Annotated in this window: 12 protein-coding genes; 8 read left to right on the forward strand and 4 right to left on the reverse strand. The window is 72.0% G+C overall.

The features are described from left to right. Positions 1-28 precede the first annotated feature (28 nt). Both ACIHFD_RS08945 and ACIHFD_RS08950 read right to left on the reverse strand, forming a co-directional pair. The gene (locus ACIHFD_RS08945) at positions 29-1,138 is read right to left on the reverse strand and encodes a DUF5925 domain-containing protein (protein WP_363964063.1); all 1,110 of its coding nucleotides are present in this window, start codon (positions 1,136-1,138) and stop codon (positions 29-31) included. A 66-nt stretch (positions 1,139-1,204) separates the two neighbouring features. Next, positions 1,205-2,671: a serine/threonine-protein kinase gene (locus tag ACIHFD_RS08950; protein ID WP_397366229.1), complete on the reverse strand. Its 1,467-nt coding sequence runs from the start codon at positions 2,669-2,671 to the stop codon at positions 1,205-1,207. A gap of 94 nt (positions 2,672-2,765) precedes the next feature. Between ACIHFD_RS08950 and ACIHFD_RS08955 the strand changes: the two genes are divergently transcribed. From ACIHFD_RS08955 to scpA, 5 genes are all read left to right on the forward strand, one after another. Further along, on the forward strand, positions 2,766-4,631 hold the full coding sequence (locus ACIHFD_RS08955; protein WP_397366231.1) for a potassium transporter TrkA: 1,866 nt from the start codon (positions 2,766-2,768) through the stop codon (positions 4,629-4,631). Between the two features lie 18 nt (positions 4,632-4,649). Then, complete coding sequence (gene mtnA / locus ACIHFD_RS08960; RefSeq protein WP_350726623.1) at positions 4,650-5,588, forward strand: S-methyl-5-thioribose-1-phosphate isomerase; 939 nt, start codon at positions 4,650-4,652, stop codon at positions 5,586-5,588. Positions 5,589-5,669: 81 nt separating this feature from the next. After that, positions 5,670-7,373 carry a peptidoglycan-binding protein gene (locus tag ACIHFD_RS08965; protein ID WP_397366232.1) on the forward strand — a complete coding sequence of 568 codons (1,704 nt, stop codon included), beginning with the start codon at positions 5,670-5,672 and terminating at the stop codon, positions 7,371-7,373. A 114-nt stretch (positions 7,374-7,487) separates the two neighbouring features. Further along, positions 7,488-9,230, forward strand: a complete 1,743-nt coding sequence (locus ACIHFD_RS08970) for a methylmalonyl-CoA mutase subunit beta (protein WP_397366234.1) — start codon at positions 7,488-7,490, stop codon at positions 9,228-9,230. Further along, positions 9,227-11,374 carry a methylmalonyl-CoA mutase gene (scpA, locus tag ACIHFD_RS08975; protein WP_397366235.1) on the forward strand — a complete coding sequence of 716 codons (2,148 nt, stop codon included), beginning with the start codon at positions 9,227-9,229 and terminating at the stop codon, positions 11,372-11,374. Before ACIHFD_RS08970 ends, scpA begins: the two co-directional genes overlap by 4 nt. Here the strand turns inward: scpA and ACIHFD_RS08980 are convergent. Continuing rightward, positions 11,368-13,353, reverse strand: a complete 1,986-nt coding sequence (locus ACIHFD_RS08980) for a serine/threonine protein kinase (protein ID WP_397366236.1) — start codon at positions 13,351-13,353, stop codon at positions 11,368-11,370. The genes scpA and ACIHFD_RS08980 overlap by 7 nt on opposite strands. Positions 13,354-13,463: 110 nt before the next feature. Between ACIHFD_RS08980 and meaB the strand changes: the two genes are divergently transcribed. From meaB to ACIHFD_RS08995, 3 genes are all read left to right on the forward strand, one after another. Then, entirely contained in the window at positions 13,464-14,423 is a 960-nt protein-coding gene (meaB, locus tag ACIHFD_RS08985; protein WP_357727993.1) for a methylmalonyl Co-A mutase-associated GTPase MeaB, read from the forward strand. 86 nt (positions 14,424-14,509) lie between these two features. Then, positions 14,510-16,264 (forward strand): AMP-dependent synthetase/ligase, encoded by a 1,755-nt coding sequence (locus ACIHFD_RS08990; protein ID WP_397366237.1) that lies wholly within the window; start codon positions 14,510-14,512, stop codon positions 16,262-16,264. Then, positions 16,261-16,713, forward strand: coding sequence for a thioesterase family protein (locus tag ACIHFD_RS08995; protein ID WP_355192116.1), 453 nt, complete (start codon positions 16,261-16,263; stop codon positions 16,711-16,713). The genes ACIHFD_RS08990 and ACIHFD_RS08995 overlap by 4 nt, the downstream gene beginning before the upstream one ends. Here the strand turns inward: ACIHFD_RS08995 and ACIHFD_RS09000 are convergent. Next, positions 16,631-17,704 carry an acyltransferase family protein gene (locus ACIHFD_RS09000; RefSeq protein WP_397366239.1) on the reverse strand — a complete coding sequence of 358 codons (1,074 nt, stop codon included), beginning with the start codon at positions 17,702-17,704 and terminating at the stop codon, positions 16,631-16,633. The two genes, ACIHFD_RS08995 and ACIHFD_RS09000, sit on opposite strands and share 83 nt — an antisense overlap. Positions 17,705-17,784 lie beyond the last annotated feature (80 nt).

Consider the following 17,784-nt stretch of genomic DNA (forward strand, 5'->3'; position numbering starts at 1 on the left):
ACGTGGCCGCCTCTGGCCGGCGCGCCGGTCAGAGGTACAGGCCCGTGGACTCGTCGCCCGGCTGCGGGGTGAACTCGCGGCCCGCGCGCAGGGCGTACAGCTGGGCCAGCGTCGCGCCCGACGCGCTCACCCCGTTGGCGGAGCCCAGCCAGGTGACGGCCTCGTCCTTGGTCAGCGGCCCGACCTCCACCTGCGCCAGGCAGCGGCCGGGGCGGACGACGGCCGGGTGGAGGCGGGCGAGGTCCTCGTTGGTGGTGATCGCCACCAGGACGTCCCGCCCCTGGCCGAGCAGGCCGTCGGTCAGGTTGAGCAGGCGCGAGAGCCCCTGGCCCGCCTGGGCCTTGGCGCCCGAGCTGATCAGCTCGTCGCAGTCCTCCAGGACGAGCAGCCGCCAGCGCTGCGTGTCCTCGTCGGAGTCGTAGCCGACGGCCACCTCCATCAGGTAGCCCGGCTCGTTGAACAGCCGCTCGGGGTCGAGCACGCAGTCCACCTGGCACCAGTCGTGCCACTGCTTGGCCAGCGTGCGCAGCAGCGTGGTCTTGCCGGTGCCCGGCTCGCCGTGCAGCAGGATCAGGCGGCCGTTGACGTCGGCGGGGGTGATCGACATCAGCCGGTCGAGGGCGGGGCGGACCTTGGCCGAGTAGTTCTTGTTGATCTCGTCCCAGGGCTGGGCGGTGATCGGCTTCTCCGAGCGGGTGCCGCCGTGCATGCCGCGCCACCAGAAGCCCATCTCGACGTGGTCCACCTCCGGCATGGCCTCTTCGGCGCCCTCGATGCTCTGCGCGAGCACGCTCTTGGCCAGGTCCTCGTCCACGGCCGTGACGCTGACGGTGGCCGTGCGGTTGCGGTGACGCACGACGCGCAGGGTCCAGCCCTCGCCGGCGATGAGCCGCGACTCCGAGCCGTCCTCGACCCGCGCCGTGCGCAGCAGGCGGCCGTCGGCCGGGCTCAGCGGGGCGTCAGGGCGTACGCGCTCCAGATTGGCAAGGCGGGACCACGGTTGCGCACCCGTCGCGAACGGCGACAGCGCCAAGGCGTCGATGACGTCGATCGCGGAGTCGGCGTCGTCGATCCAGATGTTCATGGGGAGCTCTGAAGACTCCCGGCTGGGGAACGGCACCTCCCTCATCACAGACATAACGTTAATGATCCAGCGTCCAGCCGTCACATGTCGAAGGGTTTTGCGGAAAATTCGTGGTATCGGTTAGCTCTTGTTCAGAGTGCCGGTCTGGGTGACGATGCCGGGGCCGGGCTCGTCCCGCCAGGTGTAGGAGAGGGCGTCGCCCTGTTTGGCGAGCCAGACGGTGCCCGGGATGCAGCCGCCCTCCATCGCTTCCAGCGAGAACGTCAGCCGCGCCGCCTCCACCTGGGTCAGGATGATCATGCCGCGGCAGCTCGCGCCGGCGTCCTTCTCACTCCACTGCGCGGTGGTCGCGCCCGGCTTCAGCACCACGGTGTTCTCGGCCCCGTCGGTGTCCATGGGGTTCGTGCTCTCCGTCCGGCCCGTCCACGTCCCCGCGTAGGCGGCGGGGATCTTGAGCTTCCCGCCGGAGGCGGTGGGCGTCGCGCTGCCCGCGGACGCCGTCGGGGTGGCCGGTGGGGTCGAGGGCGGGGTCGAGGGCGGGGTGGCCGGAGGGGTGGCCGAGGGGGAGCTGTCGTCCTGGTCCGCGAGCGGGGTCGGGGTGCTGTTCACGGAGAGGATCGTGACGACGGCCGCGGCGAGGGCGACCAGGCCCGCCAGCCCGCCGATGAGCAGGCCCCGCGAGCGGGGGCGCCCCGTCCCGTGGGTGGTGATCGCGGCCTGGGGGCGCGGCCCCGTGCGAAGTCCCTCGGGTACGGCGGCGTCCCGCGGGAGAGGGGCCGCCGGAGGCCCCTGCGGGGAGTTGGGGTTGACCAGGGACATCATCAGGTGCTGGGCCGTGGGCCGCCGCGACGGGTCCTTGACCAGGCATGACGCGATCACCCCGCGCAGGCGCGGCGGCAGCGGCGACAGGTCCGGCTCCGCGTGGAGCACCCGGTGCAGCACGGCGGGCACGGTGTCCGCGCCGAACGGGCTCGTGCCCGTGGCCGCGAACAGCATCGACGAGGCCCACGCGAACACGTCGGAGGCGGGCGAGGCGGGCGAGCCGCTGATCTGCTCGGGGGCCAGGTAGGCGGGGGTGCCGATCAGGCCGGAGGTCATCGTGGCCGCCCCCTCGGCCCGGGCGATGCCGAAGTCCACCACCCTGGGCCCGTCGGGCCCGAGCAGCACGTTGGCCGGCTTGAAGTCGCGGTGCACGATCCCGGCCGCGTGGATGGCGGCCAGGGCGGTGGCCGTGCCGACCGCCAGGCGTTCGAGGTCGCCGCCGCGCAGCGGGCCGCGCTCGCGCACCCGGTCGGCCAGCGAGGGGCCGTCCACGAACTCGCTCACCACGAACGGCCGGGGCCCGTCGGCCGAGACGTCGAGGACCCGCGCGGTGCAGAAGGAGGCGATGCCCTCCAGCGCGTCCAGCTCGCGCGCCAGCCTGGCCCGGGTCTGCTGGTCGCCGGTGCTCAGCAGCTTGACCGCGACCGGTTCGCCGGCGGCGGTGCGGGCGAGATAGACCACACCCTGCCCGCCCTCCCCGAGCCGGCCGGACAGGATGTACCCGCCCAGGGACGGCGGGTCGTCCGGTAGCAGGGGGCTCGCCATGGCCGATACGTTACCGGTCGCCATGCGCTTGTGAAGATCCACCGGTACCTTGGGACGTTGGGCAAATCACACCTAAAGCGGAGGTATCGGGGAAGTGTCGAAGGCGACGTTCCGTGAAAGGGCGCGTTACTGGTTCGACAACACCATGTCCAGGGGAACCGCCTCGTTGATCGGCTGGCTGGCCGTGGTGTCGGTGGGGCTGATCGTGGTCGTGGCCGGGCTCACGCTCTGGCTGGCGCCGAACGAGCCCGACGGCGTGAACGGCCCCGGACATGTGCTCTGGATCGCGCTCATGCACGCGCTGAATCCGGGCAAGCTCGCCAGTGACAAGGGCTCGACCGCGTACATGGCCGTGATGTTCGCCGGGTCGATCGGCGGCCTGTTCATCGTCAGCATGCTCGTCGGCCTGCTGTCCAACGGGCTCAAGCAGAAGGTGGACCGCCTGCGCAGGGGACGCTCGCGGATCGTCGAGTCCGGCCACACGGTGGTGCTCGGCTGGTCGGACCAGGTGTTCACGATCGTGGCCGAGCTGGTCAAGGCGCACGCCAGCCAGAAGGGCTCGGTCATCGCCGTCCTGGCGGAACGCGACAAGCTGGCCATGGAGGACGACATCCGCGAGGCCGTCGGGGACCTCGGCAGGACCCGGCTGGTCTGCCGCACCGGGCGGCCCACGGAGCCGCGCGACCTCGCGATGATGAACCTGGCCACCGCCCGTTCCGTCGTCGTGCTCTCGCCCGAGGGCGAGGACCCGGACGCGCACGTCATCAAGATCCTGCTCGCGCTGGCCAAGCGCCGTGGCGTCCACCCGCCGGTGGTCGCCGGGCTCACCTCCAGCCGCAACATCGCCGCCGCCCGCCTGGCCGGCGGCGAGGACGTGCACCTCGTCGACTCCGACGACACCGCCTCCCGGCTCATCGTGCAGTCCTCGCGCCAGTCGGGCATGTCCGTCGTCTGCATGGACCTGCTGAACTTCGACGGCGGCGAGATCTACCTGCGCACGCCCAAGAAGCTCGTCGGCGTCACGTACGGCGATGCGCTGCACGCGTACCAGACCGCCTCCGTCATCGGCCTGCGCCGGCCGACCGGCGTCGTGCTGAACCCGCCCATGGACACCGTCATCAAGGCCGACGACGAGGTCATCGTCATCGCCCACGACGACTCCCACATCCGCCTGGCCGCCGGCAAGCCGTCCATGGACGAGTCCGCCCTCGTCGAGGCGCAGGCGCCGCCCACCGAGCCCGAGCGCACGCTCCTGCTCAACTGGAACGGCCGGGCCGAGCAGATCGTCCGCTACCTCGACGGCTACGTGGCCCCAGGCTCGGTGCTGGAGATCGCCGCAGACCACCCCAAGGCCGGCACCGGACTGGCGGGCCTGCGCCACCTCACCGTGAACGTCAAGGACTGCGACACCACCGACAGGTACGCGCTGGAGTCGCTCGGCGTCGGCCTCTTCCAGCACGTCATCGTGCTCTCCGACGACCGCTTCGCCGCCCACCACGCCGACACGCGCACGCTCATGACGCTGCTCCAGCTCCGCGACATGCAGAGCACGCTCGGCGAGCACTACTCGATCGTCAGCGAGATGCACGACGAGAACAACCGGGCCCTGGCCGAGGTCACCGAGGCCGACGACATCGTGATCAGCGACACCGTCATCGGCCTGCTGCTCGCGCAGCTCGCCGAGAACCGGCACCTGGCGGACGTGTTCGGCTACCTGTTCGACTCGCGCGGCTCGGAGATCTACCCCAGGCCCGCCGGCTCCTACGTCAAGACGGGGACGCGCGTGCACTTCTCCACGGTCGTGGAGTCGGCCAGGCGCAGGGGCGAGACCGCCATCGGCTACCGCAACGCCCTGGCGCGCAACGACCCGCCGCACTACGGCATCGTCCTCAACCCCGACAAGTCCGAGCCCATCGTCCTGAACAAAGGCGACTCGGTGATCGTCCTCGCCGAGCGGTAAAAACGTACAGTTTGCCGTGTGAGGACCATTGACTGGGTGGACGGCGCCGTCGAGCTCGTCGACCAGACACTGCTGCCCGACAAGTGCGTGACGCTGCGCATCCAGACCGTGGACGAACTGGTGGACGCCATCCGGCGGCTGGCCGTGCGCGGCGCGCCCGCGCTCGGTGTGGCGGGGGCGCTCGGCGTGGTGCTGGCCGACGGCGACCCGGCGCAGATCGCCAGGCTCCGCGCCGCCCGGCCCACCGCCGTCAACCTCGCGTGGGGCGTCGACCGGGCCGCCGCCCACCTGCGGGAAGGCCGCGCGTCCGTGCTCGCGGCCGCGCTGCGCGTGCGCGACGACGACATCGCCGCCTGCGTGGCCATGGGGGAGCGCGGGGCCGACCTGCTCGAAGGCGACCGGCTGCGGATCATGACCGTGTGCAACACCGGCGGGCTGGCCGCCGTCGAACGCGGCACCGCGCTCGGCGTCGTGCAGACGCTCCACGAGCGCGGGCGGCTGACCGAGGTGCTCGCGCTGGAGACCCGCCCGCTGCTGCAGGGCGCCCGGCTCACCACCTGGGAGCTGGCCAGGATGGGCGCGCCGCACCGGCTCATCGCCGACTCGGCGGGGCCGTACCTGCTGGCCAAGGGCGAGGTGGACGCGGTGCTCATCGGCGCCGACCGCATCGCCGCCAACGGCGACACCGCCAACAAGATCGGCTCGTACGCCCTCGCGCTCGGTGCGGAGCGCGCCGGGGTGCCGTTCGTGGTGGTCGCGCCCGAGTCCACCATCGACCAGAACACCCCCACCGGCGAGCACATCGAGATCGAGGACAGAGGGGCGGACGAGGTCGTGACGGTCAGAGGTGTACGCGTGGCGCCTGAGGGCACCCGGGCGTTGAACCCGGCCTTCGACGTGACGCCGCACGATCTCATCACCGCGATCGTGACGGACAAACGGGTGATCAGACCCTAGGTAAAATCACCCAACTTCAGGACCCGTCCGCATGCTCCGCGTTACGCTCGGTGGTCTCGACAGCGACTCTCGGAGCTCACCGTGGCCATCGACCTGGTGTTACGCAAAGACTGGAACGCCCGCTCGCCGCGCGGCGACTACACGCAGCTCGACTCCACCAAGGGAGTGAAGGTCCACTACACGGGCGGCAGGGTCGACCCCGGCATCGTCTCCGACCACAGCGGGTGCGTCTCGCTGGTGCGGTCGATCCAGGCGTTCCACATGGACGACAACGGCTGGATCGACATCGGCTACTGCGTCGACGAGGAGACCGAGCTCCTCACCCGGCAGGGCTGGAAGTCGTACCGGGACCTGCGCGCGGGCGACGTCGCGCTCACGCTCGACCACGACACGGGCATGTCCGAGTGGCAGCCCGTGCTGGAGGTGTGCGTGTTCCCCGCGATGGAGCGGGAGATGATCCGGATGGAGGGGCCCGCCCACTCCTCCCTGACCACCCCCCATCACCGCTGGCCCGTGGAGCGCCAGGCGGGGGAGGACACGCAGCGGCTGTGGGTGACCACCGAGACCATCGGTCACCGGGACCGCATCCCGGTCGCGGCGCCCTGCGCCGACCTGCCGGCCGAGGCGAAGTGGTCGGACGCCTTCGTGGAGCTGGTCGCGTGGTTCGCGGCCGAGGGAGAGTCGAGCGCGAGCGGGGTCGCGATCCACCGGTCGCGGCGGGACCCGGCCCATCTCATGCGCGTCCGCGCCGCGCTCCACGGGGTCTTCGGCCCTCCCGCCGCGGGCGCGTCCCGCTGGAGGGAGACGGTCAAGGACGATCTCGTCGAGTTCCGGCTCCCGGCCGACGCCGGACGGCAGCTGGTCGAGGTGGCGCCCGGCAGGGTGCCGGGGTACGCATTCCTCCTGTCGCTGACCAGGGCCCAGCTCTCCCTGTTCCTGGAGACCTCCCTGACGGCGGGCGACGCCGGGCGCGACAGGCTCGCCCGCGGGGACCGGGCGGCGGCGGAGGCGTTCATGTTCGCCGCGCTGCTGTCGGGGTCGGGAGCGGCCATGAGCCGCCTGCCGGAGACGGGCATGTGGCTGACCACGATCCGGCGCCGGCACTCCGTCATGCCCCGGACGGCCCTGAGGATCCGGAGGGAGACCTACCGCGGCCGGATCTGGTGTCCCCGGACCGAGAACCAGAGCTGGCTGGCCCGCCGGGAGGGGACCGTCTACTTCACCGGCAACACCATGGTCGCCTGTCCGCACCGCAAAGTGTTCGAGGGGCGGGGCCTGCACCACCTGCCCGCCGCCAACGGCCCGGGGCTCAACGCCGGCCACTACGCGGTGCTGGGGCTCGTCGGCAACGCGGGGCTCGTCCAGCCGCCCGACGGGGTGCTGCACGCGATCCTGGACGCCATCCAGTACCTGCGCGACAAGGGCCGCGCGGGCAAGGAGATCAAGGGACACCGCGACGGCTACTCGACCGACTGCCCCGGCGACCCGCTCTACGACTGGATCCGTCGGGGCGCGCCCCGGCCGGGCGGGACCCCGCCCACGGAGCCGGCCGCGCCGCCGTTCCCCGGGCGGCTGCTGAAGTATCCGCCGGTCATGCACGGCGAGGACGTGCGCACCTGGCAGGCGCAGATGAAGAAGCGCGGCTTCGACCTGGCCGTGGACGGGGCGTACGGCTCCGGGTCGCGCGAGGTGTGCCGCAGGTTCCAGCGGCGGCAGGGCCTCGAGGACGACGGCGTCGTGGGCCCCCTGACGTGGCGGCTGACGTGGGAGGCGCCCGCGTCTTGAATCTGGGCCCTGAATCTGGGCCCTGAATCTGGGGTGGACCGGGGTCGGCGACACACCGAGCCTGGGGTGGACCCGGGGTTACCGCACCTTCGGAGCTCCGCCTAGTATCCGACCATGGAACTGGCCACGGGGTTCGAGTCCATCTCGCGAGACGGCTGGCGGGCGCTGGCGGTCGAGGTCCTCCGCAAGTCGGGCATCGAGACGGAGGCGCCGGAGGAGGCGCTGTCCACCGCCACCTATGACGGGGTGACGGTCGCGCCGCTCTACGACCTGGACGACCTGCCCGGCGATCCCGGGCTGCCCGGCGAGGCGCCGTACGTGCGCGGGGCCCGCGGCACTCCCGGCTGGGACGTGCGCCAGCGGCACGCCGTGGCCGACCCCGAGGCGGTGCTGGCCGACCTGGAGAACGGGGTCACCTCGCTGTGGCTCGTCGTCGGGGACGGCGCCATCCCGGTGGACGCGCTGGGCGCAGTGCTCAAGGATGTCTACCTCGACCTGGCGCCGGTCGTGCTGGAGGCCGGGGACCGGGTACGCGAGGCCGCCGAGGTCCTGTTCGGGCGCGGGAGCGCCGTGCGGGGCAACCTGGGCGCCTCCGCCGTTGGAGGTCCCGGGCTGGAGCTGGCCAGGCGCTGCGTCGACGGGTTCCCGGGGCTCGGGGCCGTCACCGTCGACGCCACCCCGTACCACGACGCGGGCGGCGGCGACGCCGAGGAGCTGGGCTGCTCGATCGCCCAGGGAGTCGCCGAGCTGCGGGCGCTCACGGACGGCGGGCTCTCTGTCGAGCAAGCGCTAGGGCAGATCGAGTTCCGGTACGCCGCCACCGCCGACCAGTTCGCCACCATCGCCAAGCTGCGCGCGGCCCGCCGGCTGTGGGCCAGGGTCGCCGAGGTGTGTGGCACTGTTGGAGGCGCCGCCGGGCACGGCGGCCAGCGGCAGCACGCGGTGACCAGTTCGGCCATGATGACCGCCCGCGACCCCTGGGTGAACATGCTGCGTACCACCCTGGCCTGCTTCGCCGCCGGCGTCGGCGGCGCGGAGGCGGTCACGGTGCAGCCGTTCGACGCCTGCCTCGGGCTGCCGGACGCCTTCTCGCGGCGCATCGCCCGCAACACGCAGGCGCTGCTGCTGGAGGAGTCGGGCCTCGGGCGCGTCATCGACCCCGCCGGCGGCTCCTGGTACGTCGAGCGCCGCACCGCCGACCTCGCCGAACGCGCATGGGCCTGGTTCCAGGAGATAGAGGCGGCCGGCGGGATCACCCGGGCCGCCGGGCTCGTGGCGGACCGGATAGCCGCCACCCGCGCCCGCCGCGCCGACGACGTCGCCCACCGCCGCCTGCCCATCACGGGCGTGAGCGAGTTCCCGAACGTGCACGAGAAGCCGGTACGACCGCCCACGCCCGCGCAGGCCGCCTCCGAGACGGGCGGCCTGCCCCGGGTCCGCTACGCCGAGGAGTTCGAGGCCCTGCGCGACCTGGCCGACGCGCGGCCCGAGCGGCCCACGGTGTTCCTCGCGACCATCGGGCCCGTGGCCGCCCACACCGCGCGGGCCGCGTTCGCCGCCAACCTGTTCCAGGCGGGCGGGCTGGACACCGAGACCGCCGGTCCCGGGGCCGATCCCGAGCAGATCGCCACCGCGTTCGCCGTGAGCGGCGCCTCCGTCGCCTGCCTGTGCTCGACCGACAAGCTCTACGCCCAGCACGCCGCCGCCGTCGCCGCCGCACTGCGTAAGGCCGGTGCGAGGAAAGTCTGGCTGGCGGGGAAGGGGGAGTACGAAGGCGTGGATGGAAACCTCTACGCGGGCTGCGACGCGCTGGCCGTGCTCCGCGAGACCTTCGACGACCTGGAGGTGACCCGATGATCCCGGACTTCTCCGGCATCCCGCTCAACGCCCTGCCCAAGGACGGGCCGCAGGCGCCGAAGCACGCCGGTGAGGTGTGGGAGACGCCGGAGGGCATCGGGGTCAAGCCGCTCTACACGGCCCAGGACCTCGAGGGCATCGACTTCCTGCGCACCTACCCGGGCGTGGCCCCCTACCTGCGCGGCCCGTACCCCACCATGTACGTCAACCAGCCCTGGACCATCCGCCAGTACGCGGGCTTCTCCACGGCCGAGGACTCCAACGCCTTCTACCGGCGCAACCTCGCCGCCGGGCAGAAGGGCCTGTCGGTGGCCTTCGACCTGGCCACGCACCGGGGCTACGACTCCGACCACCCGCGCGTGGCCGGCGACGTGGGCATGGCCGGGGTGGCGATCGACTCCATCTACGACATGCGGCAGCTGTTCGACGGCATCCCGCTCGACCGCATGTCCGTATCGATGACCATGAACGGCGCCGTGCTGCCCGTCCTCGCGCTCTACATCGTGGCGGCCGAGGAGCAGGGCGTCGCGCCGGAGCAGCTCGCGGGGACCATCCAGAACGACATCCTCAAAGAGTTCATGGTCCGCAACACTTACATTTATCCCCCGGCGCCGTCGATGCGGATCATTTCGGATATTTTCGCTTATACGAGCGAGAAGATGCCGAAATTCAACTCCATCAGCATTTCCGGTTACCACATCCAGGAGGCCGGGGCGACGTGTGACCTGGAGCTGGCCTACACGCTGGCCGACGGCGTCGAATACCTGCGGGCCGGGGTCGGCGCCGGGATGGACGTCGACCGGTTCGCGCCGCGGCTGTCGTTCTTCTGGTGCATCGGCATGAACTTCTTCATGGAGGTCGCCAAGCTCAGGGCCGCCCGGCTGCTGTGGGCCAACCTGGTTTCTGGATTTAACGCGAAAAATCCGAAATCGCTGAGCCTCCGTACGCACTCCCAGACCTCCGGCTGGTCGCTGACCGCGCAGGACGTCTTCAACAACGTGGCCCGCACCTGCGTCGAGGCCATGGCCGCCACCCAGGGCCACACGCAGTCCCTGCACACCAACGCCCTCGACGAGGCGCTCGCGCTGCCCACCGACTTCTCCGCCCGCATCGCCCGCAACACCCAGCTGCTCATCCAGCAGGAGTCGGGCACCACCAAGGTGATCGACCCGTGGGGCGGCTCCTACTACGTCGAGCGCCTCACCCACGACCTCGCCGAACGCGCCTGGGCCCACATCCAGGAGGTCGAGGCCGCCGGCGGCATGGCCAGGGCCATCGAGGCGGGCCTGCCCAAGCTCCGCATCGAGGAGGCGGCCGCCCGTACGCAGGCCCGCATCGACTCGGGCCGCCAGCCGGTGATCGGCGTCAACAAGTACCGCGCCGAGAGCGACGAGGCCGTCGAGGTGCTCAAGGTCGACAACAGCGCCGTACGCGCCCAGCAGCTCGACAAGCTGGCCCGGCTCAGGGCCGAACGCGACCCCGGCGCCGTGCAGCGCGCGCTCGACGCGCTCACCAAGGCCGCCGACAACCCCGCGCCTGGCCTGGAGCACAACCTGCTCAAGCTGGCCGTGGACGCCGCCCGGGCCAAGGCGACCGTCGGCGAGATCTCCGACGCCCTGGAGCGGGTGTTCGGCCGGCACGCCGAGCAGGTACGTACCATCTCTGGGGTGTACCGCGACGAGTCAGGCCCCTCCGCCAACATCGAGCGCGTCCGCCGGGCGTGCGCCGACTTCGAGCGGGCCGAGGGCCGCCGCCCGCGCATCCTGGTGGCCAAGATGGGCCAGGACGGGCACGACCGCGGCCAGAAGGTGATCGCCACCGCGTTCGCCGACCTCGGCTTCGACGTGGACGTCGGCCCGCTGTTCCAGACGCCGGAGGAGGTCGCCAGGCAGGCGGTCGAGGCCGACGTGCACATCGTGGGCGTGTCGTCGCTGGCCGCCGGGCACCTGACGCTGGTGCCCGCGCTGCGCCGGGCGCTGGCCGACCTCGACGCCGGCGACGTCATGATCGTGGTCGGCGGCGTCATCCCGCCCGGCGACCACGACGAGCTGCGGGCCGCGGGCGCCGCCGCGATCTTCCCGCCCGGTACGGTGATCGCCGACGCCGCCCTCGACCTGCTCGACCAGCTGAGGAACCGTCAGTAAGTTCCCCGGTCGCACATCGTGACGGAGATCGTCCGCTGGGTGGCGACCGGGGACGTGATCCGGAGCGTGACGCGATGGACGCCGCCCGTGCTCTTGAGGCTCTGCGGCGAGGTCAGGAAGCGCTGGCCGTTCTCGGTGACGAGCGCCGACGAGCGGCCCACGGCGACGTTGTCGATGTACCAGGTGTAGCGGAAGGTCAGCGGCCGGCCCGTGCGCTGCACCATCGCCTGGAGCGTGACCTCGCCGCCGGTCCAGCAGTCGCCGTTCTTCGCGCCGCCAGGGCGGACGTAGACGAGCCTGAGCCGGTCGGCGGCGGGCGTGGCACTCGCCGTCGGGTTGCCGGTCGGGTCCGCCGTCGATCCCGCCGTCGGGACGTTGCTCGGGGTGCCGACGGTCTGCGGGCTGGGCCTGGGGGTACGCGAGCGCCTGGGGCGCGTGGTGGGCGTGGTCGCCACCTCGGTCGTGGGCGCGGTGGTCACGTCGGAGACGTTCTTGGCCTTGGGGGTGGGCGTGGTGGGGGTGAGCCACATGATGGCGCCGGCCAGCGCCAGCACGGACACGCCGGCGACGCCCGCGATGAGCACGATCTTCACCCGCCGCCGCCCGGACCGCCGCGGCCGCTCGGGCGCCTGGGGCGGGGCCTGGGGCTGGGGCGTGCCCGGCACGAGGAGGTCGACCAGCGCCGAGTGCTGGGCCACCGACGGCTCGGCCACGACCTGCGCGGCGCCCGGCCCTTCGGCGGGCGGGAAGCCCGGCGGCGGCTCGGCGGGCGCATGGTGCTGGAAGGCGGGGGGAACCGGGGCCTCGACCGGAGCCGACATCGGGAACGTCCCCGGCCCCTGGCCGTGCGGCGCGGTCCCACCCTGGTGGTGCGCGGGCGAGCCCTGGCCGAAGTGCGGGCCCTGGCCGTGGTGCGCGGGCGGAGCGGGCTGTCCCACCACGGGCTGCCCCACCACGGGCTGTCCCGACAGGGGCTGGCCCGCCACGGGCTGGCCCAGGGACTGGGGGTCGGTGCCGTGGCTCTGGCGCGAGGTCCGGCGCGGCAGCGGGGCCGCGGGCTGCTCCGCGGCCGGCTCCTGGGCGCGGGCCCGGCGCGGCGGCGTGTCCTGGTCGAGGGTGGCGTCGGGCGTGTCCTGCCAGGAAGCCAGCGGGGGATCGGGCCTGTGGGGCTGGGTCTGGTACGGGGCCGTCTGCCGGCGGGACGGCGCGGTCAGCCGCAGCAGCACGTCACGCATCGCGGGGCGGGAGCCGGGATCCTTGGCCAGGCAGGCCAGCAGGATCTCGCGTACCGGCCCGCGCAGCTCGCCCATGCGCGGCTCGTCCTTCAGGATGCGGTTGATCACCGCGGGCAGCGAGTCGTCCCCGAACGGCGGCACCCCCGTGGCCGCGGAGACCATCACCGACCCCCATGCGAACACGTCAGCCGCCGCCCCGCCCGCCTGCCCGGCGAGCTGCTCGGGCGCCATGTACGCGGGCGTGCCGACGAAGGTGCCGGTCGCCTTCACGCCGGTGCCGAGCGCCCCGGCGATGCCGAAGTCCACCACCCGCGGCCCGTCGGGCCCGATCAGGACGTTCGCCGGCTTGAAGTCCCCGTGCACGACGCCGGCCTGGTGGATGGCGTCCAGCGCGGTCGCGGTCGCCACGGCGAGCCGCTGCAGCTCCGCCCCGCCGAGCCGGCCGACCTGCTCGAGCGAGGGTCCGTCCACGTACTCGGACACGATGTACGGCCTGCCGCTGGTCGAGGCGTCGAGCACCTGCGCGAGGCAGAACGGCTCGACCTTGCGCGCGGCGGCGATCTCCGTGGCGAGGCGGCCGTCGACGGAGAGCCCCTCACGCAGCACCTTGACGGCGACCGGGGTTCCGTTGCGGGCCTGGCCGAGGTAGACGACACCATGGCCGCCCGCGCCGAGCCGACCGACCAGCCGGTAGGGTCCCACCGTTGCCGGGTCGCCCTCGCGGAGGGGTTCGACGTTGGGCATGAGGGGAGTGACTCCTGTGACGGCTGAGATCAGAACTCCAGCACCCTACTGGCAAAAGTCAAGAATTGTCAGAGATTAGCTGATCAACTGGGAAGAAAGGGGTAAGCCGGGTGCACTCGCTGGAGGACTACGCCCGAGGCGTACGGGCCGGGTCCCGTACGTGGATCGCCCGCGCGATCACGCTGGTCGAGTCGACCAGGCCCGACCACAACGTCCTGGCGCAGCGCCTGCTCGTCGAGCTCACCCCGCTGTCCGGCCACGCGCGCCGGATCGGGATCTCCGGCGTGCCCGGCGTGGGGAAGTCCACGTTCATCGATGCGCTCGGCACGATGCTGACCGCGCAGGGCCACAAGGTGGCCGTGCTGGCCGTCGACCCCTCCTCCACCAGGACGGGCGGCAGCATCCTCGGCGACAAGACCCGCATGGCCCGCCTGTCGGTCGACCCCGCCGCGTTCATCCGCCCCTCGCCCACCTCCGGCACCCTGGGCGGCGTCACCAAGGCGACCAGGGAGGCCATGGTCGTCGTGGAGGCCGCCGGCTTCGACGTCGTGCTGGTCGAGACCGTCGGCGTGGGCCAGTCGGAGACCGCGGTGGCCGACATGGTGGACACGTTCCTGCTGCTCACGCTGGCCCGCACCGGCGACCAGCTCCAGGGCATCAAGAAGGGCGTGCTGGAGCTCGCGGACGTCATCGCGGTCAACAAGGCCGACGGCGAGCACGAGCTGCCCGCCAGGAAGGCCGCGCGGGAGCTGGCGGGCGCGCTGCGCATGCTCCGCTCCGACTCCACGCCGCCGCCGGTGCTCACGTGCAGCGGGCTCACCGGCGACGGGCTGGACAAGCTCTGGCGGCACGTGCTGACCCACCAGGAGTCGATCGACCTGGCCGCCAAGCGTCGCGGGCAGCAGGTCGGGTGGACGTGGACGTTGGTGCGTGACCGGCTGCTGTCCGAGCTGCGCCACGACCCCGAGGTGGCGGCGATCACCGAGGAGATCGAGCGGGAGGTCCTGGCGGGCGAGCTGACGCCCGCGCTCGCGGCCGACCGGCTCCTGTCCGCCTTCAAACGCCCCTGAGACGGGAAGCACGCGGCGCGCTGGTCTATCCCAAATGGTGGGATTGCTTTTAGAGTCGGCGTCAACACCGTCCAGGAGGTTCAGGCATGTCCAGCATTCCGTCCCTGCTGCGCGATCGGATCGCGGCGACCCCCGACGCGGAGGCGTACCGATTCCCCTCGGACGACGGCTGGGCCTCGCTGTCGTGGCGCGAGGTGGGCGACCGCGTGCGCGGGCTGGCCCTGGGCCTGGCCGGGCTGGGCTCCGGGCCCGGCAAGCGGGTGTCGATCCTCTGCTCGACCCGGGTCGAGTGGATCCTGGCCGACCTCGCGGTGCTGGCGACCGGAGCGGCCACGACCACGATCTACCCGTCCAACACGGCGGCCGAGTCGGCGTTCGTCATCACCGACTCCGGCAGCACGATCGTCATCGCCGAGAACGACGACCAGGTGGCCAAGCTCAGGTCCGTCCAGAAGGAGCTGCCCGGCGTCACCCACGTCGTGGTCGTCGACGGCTCGCCCAGCGACGACGGCTGGGTGGTCACGCTCGCCTCCCTCAGCGGTGAGGGTGACTACGACGCCATGGTGGACGCCATCGCCCGGGACGACCTGGCCACCCTCATCTATACCTCGGGCACCACCGGCCGCCCCAAGGGCGTGGAGCTGACCCACGACAACTGGCTCTACGTCTCCGAGGCCGTCCGCGGGCTCGGCATACTCTCCGAGTCCGACCTGCACTTCCTGTGGCTGCCGCTGTCGCACTCGTTCGGCAAGCTGCTGGAGGTCGTCATGATCGACATCGGCGTGCCGACCGCGATCGACGGCCGCCTCGACAAGATCGCCGAGAACCTCGGTGTGGTCAAGCCGACGTTCATGGCCGCCGCGCCGCGCATCTTCGAGAAGATCCACAACACGGTCGTGGCCACCGTGCGCCGCGAGGGCGGGATCAAGCTGCGCATCTTCGACTGGGCGAAGCGGACCGGCATCCGGGTCGTCAGGGCCCGCCAGCGCGGGGCGGACATCCCGGTCACCACCCGGATCGAGCACGCCCTGGCCGACCGCCTGGTCTTCGCCAAGCTCCGCGACCGGTTCGGCGGCCGGATCCGCTTCTTCATCTCCGGCGCCGCCCCGCTCTCGCAGGACATCGCCGAGTTCTTCGACGCGGCGGGCCTGACGATCATGGAGGGGTACGGGCTGACCGAGTCGTCGGCGGGCAGCTTCCTCAACCGGCCGGAGTCGGTGAAGTTCGGCACGGTCGGGCCGCCGCTGCCCGGCACCGAGGTCCGCATCGCCGACGACGGCGAGGTCCTCATCGGCGGGCGCGGCATCATGCGCGGCTACCACGGGCTGCCGGAGGAGACGGCCGGGGCGCTGGAGGAGGGCTGGCTGCACACCGGTGACATCGGCGAACTCGACGAGGCCGGGCGGCTGCGCATCACCGACCGCAAGAAGGAGCTGATCAAGACCTCGGGCGGCAAGTACGTCGCGCCCACGTACCTGGAGGGCCGGATCAAGGCGGCCTGTCCGTACGCGTCGCACGTCTTCGTGCACGGCGACCGGCGCAACTACGTCACGGCGCTGGTCACGCTCGACATGGACGTCGTCAAGCCGTGGGCCCAGGCCGAGGGGCTGCCGTCCGACCCCGAGGAGCTGCGCGAGCATCCGCGCGTGCGCGAGGAGGTCGGGCGGGCCATCGACCAGGTCAACGCCGACCAGGCCAGCTACGCCACGGTCAAGAAGTTCGCGATCCTGGCGGAGGACTTCACCGTGGAGACGGGCGAGCTGACGGCCAGCCTCAAGATCAAGCGCAAGGCCGTCGAGGAGCGCCACGGCAAGACCCTCGACTCCTTCTACGACGGGTGAGCGATCCCGTCGTGATCTCCCACCTGCCGGTGCGGCCGAGGCACTGCGACGCCCAGGCCATGATGCACGCCTCCCGCTATTACGAGTACATCGAGGACGCGTTCCTCGACTGGATCGGGGCCCGCGGCGGCTACGACCGGCTCCGGCGAGAGGGCGCGGACCTGGTGGTCAAGGCGAGCGGGTGCGAGCACCACGCGCCCGCCCGCCTTGGCGACGTGCTGGCCGTGGAGAGCGCGCCGGCCAGGGTCGGCACCACGTCGATCACGATGACGTTCACGATGCGGCGCGGGGACGAGCTGGTGGCCGTCGGCACGGTCACGTACGTGTGCGTCCGCGACGGCCACCCCGCCCCGCTGCCCGAAATCCTCAGAGGACCCGCTTCGCCCCCGGCAGCGACCGCACCAGGTACGCCAGCGACCAGCACAGCGGCAGCGCCACCACCAGCATGATCGCGAACTTGACGACCGCGACCGCCTCCAGCGGGCGCAGCGCGTAGCCGATGGCGACCAGCACGAGCGGGTGGATGATGTAGACGGTGAAGGCGTGGTCGGACAGGAACCTCCCGCGCGGCCCCTGCTCGGCGAAGCGCTCCCTGAAGAGCACTGACAGCCCGATGATCATGCTGACCGCGAAGGCCGACTCCCAGGTGGCCGTCAGCGCCGACGAGAGCGTCCCGCCGGTCATCCGCGAGAGCGGCAGCAGCACGACGCTCGACACACCCGCCACGACGAACCCGAGGTGCCCCGCCCGCGCGGGCAGCGTCTCGAACCAGCCGCGTCTGAAGGCGGCACACCCGAGCGCGAACATGGCGACGTACTGCGGCAGGAAGTCCGGCGACGGCAACCCGAGCACCGGCACGTACGTGCCGGTCGGCACCGGGAGGCGCCACAGGAACGTGGCGAGGGACAGGCCCAGGACGAACAGCACGACCGACCGGAGCCGCAGCGGGGCGGGGCGCGGATCGGCCGCCGACCGCCGGCTCCGCCACCACGCGTACACCAGCGCGAAGACGATCAGCACCTCGGCGAACCACATGGGCCCCGGGTCCCACGAACCCAGGTAGTACTGCCAGTACGGCAGCTCCGGGCGCTGCGCGAGCCCGCCGAAGTTCACCAGCGGCCGCAGCAGGACGAGGAAGACGAGCAGCGGGATGCCCAGCCGCACCAGCCGGTCCCGCATGAAGGCGCGCGAGCCCTTGCGGTCGTACGAGCCGGGGGTGAAGAAGCCGGAGATGAGGAAGAAGAACCCCATGAAGAACGCCTGGTTGAACACCACCAGGATGTCGAGCGCGACCCCCGACGGGTCCTTGGCGGGCTCGGTGTAGAACCACAGGGGGATGTTCCCGTACGTGACCGCGGCGTGGTGGGCCACCACCAGCGCGGTCAGCACGATCCGCAGGTTGTCGATCGAGTGGAGCCGGGTCCTCGGCTCGGTCTTCATCGGAACCTCCAAGGAAACCCCACCTTGAGGTGGGGGAGAAATCGGACCTCTGGGGAGCAGAGCAGAGGCAGGCGTTTCGC

The organism is Nonomuraea sp. NPDC051941, from assembly GCF_044593615.1.

Coding starts and splice junctions, on each gene's coding strand:
- ACIHFD_RS09000 (WP_397366239.1), bottom strand. CDS start 17,704: ATGAAGACCGAGCCGAGGACCCGGCTCCACTCGATCGACAACCTGCGG.
- ACIHFD_RS08980 (WP_397366236.1), bottom strand. CDS start 13,353: ATGCCCAACGTCGAACCCCTCCGCGAGGGCGACCCGGCAACGGTGGGA.
- ACIHFD_RS08970 (WP_397366234.1), top strand. CDS start 7,488: ATGGAACTGGCCACGGGGTTCGAGTCCATCTCGCGAGACGGCTGGCGG.
- ACIHFD_RS08950 (WP_397366229.1), bottom strand. CDS start 2,671: ATGGCGAGCCCCCTGCTACCGGACGACCCGCCGTCCCTGGGCGGGTAC.
- ACIHFD_RS08990 (WP_397366237.1), top strand. CDS start 14,510: ATGTCCAGCATTCCGTCCCTGCTGCGCGATCGGATCGCGGCGACCCCC.
- scpA (WP_397366235.1), top strand. CDS start 9,227: ATGATCCCGGACTTCTCCGGCATCCCGCTCAACGCCCTGCCCAAGGAC.
- ACIHFD_RS08945 (WP_363964063.1), bottom strand. CDS start 1,138: ATGTCTGTGATGAGGGAGGTGCCGTTCCCCAGCCGGGAGTCTTCAGAG.